This is a genomic window from Acidithiobacillus sp. TH-A36 (genome assembly GCF_057473445.1).
The window spans coordinates 1-1365 of the sequence record NZ_JBYCKP010000548.1 but is presented as its reverse complement, the minus strand read 5'-3'; the positions used below and the strand labels follow the sequence as shown (position 1 = coordinate 1365).

2 protein-coding genes are annotated in these 1365 nt (G+C 46.4%); both read left to right on the top strand.

All coding sequences use genetic code 11. The features are described from left to right. Nucleotides 1-439: 439 nt before the first annotated feature. Nucleotides 440-1057: a hypothetical protein gene (locus AC2VLY_RS13970; RefSeq protein WP_486892034.1), complete on the top strand. Its 618-nt coding sequence runs from the start codon at nt 440-442 to the stop codon at nt 1055-1057. Between the two features lie 109 nt (nt 1058-1166). Next, the coding region (locus tag AC2VLY_RS13965) for a hypothetical protein (RefSeq protein ID WP_486922482.1) at nt 1167-1365 on the top strand (199 nt) is incomplete at its 3' end.

Genomic DNA, 1365 nt, shown 5'->3' with positions numbered 1-1365 from the left:
GCTTATAGTTATGCTCATTATTGCATAATTCGTCGTAGGCGTGGGGTAGCATCCGCACATCCGGCTTCACATCAGATGTTCGCACTCACCGCGTCCTTTGGACGATCCAAGTCTTAGCCCTCCACAGGTTCCAGTGGCGACAACGGGTCCGCTTGCGCCAAGGTTCGCAGAGCTTCGCGACACCTCGGACAGACGTAAGCACCGTGATAGCGCCACGTGCTTTCTTCGACGTCGCCCTCTTCGCAAAAGAGACAGTCGGTGGAATGTTTGCGCAAGACCAAGTGATCCGCATCGGTGAAAAAGCCGACCGGCGTCCCGTGTTCCCAGTGCAACGTCCGTCGTAGTTCGAGTGGACTACTATACGGGGTAAGTGGTGTGGCAAGAAAGCAAAGAGTACACGGCGCAAAGGGTAAATATATGTCGAAAGGATGATTCTCAAGTGAACAGAAAGCTGTCCCTATTTGGAATGATTGTGATTGGAATTGTTGCTACGCAAGCCTTATCGCCAATGACTGTCTATGCTGCTTCCAATTCTAACACGACACCTGCTCTTGGGAATCTGGCCACAACAGGTAGTCACACAGCGCCGGCAGTCGGGACCCAAGCCCCAATCATTCATTATGAAAAAACAAAAATCACAATGGCTGGATATTTAACGATAGATCCAGTGCACATTGTTTCCGATGACCCTTGGTCGGGAAAGGCAACAAGCTGGGTTCCTGTTTTCTATTTGCAAGAGGTTTTAAATTCAGTTGGGGTTCAATCAAAGTGGGATAATGGGGATAATCTGGACATTTCGTATATGCCCAATAAACATAAAGTTCATTTGAATGGTACTTCAATTTCGGGATCTATTCCCTTAGGACAAATGCAGTTTTCCATTGGATCAGATGTAGATGGTTTATTAAGATCTCCCAAATTGGTCGCAAAAGACCCGTATAGCAGTGTAAATACGACGTATGTGCCGATTTATTATGCAAGCGTATTTTTGAAAAACAATTTATTCATTAATTCAATTTGGAACGGATATGAATGGTACCTTTTTTCATATAAATAATTCCGAAGTGGTTCTGGTGCAAAGATTGCGAGTAGCGTAGAGTGATCTGCCAGTGCCTTAGCTGATTACGCTGGTAACCCAAACAAACGTTCTATGGATGACCAACCTCATGGCAGCCACCACCGTCATGATGCTGCTTCATACTCTGCTGGCGGATGGGACGGTTTTGCATCCCACTTTTCGCGCCCGTTGCAGAGTCCTAAACTGGAAACCGTCTGTTCTGGTGTGTAACGGCGGGCGGGGTCTGAAAAATGGAATTGGAATCCAATATGAAAGCGCGATCTTTACAAAAAATGATCGGAAATGGA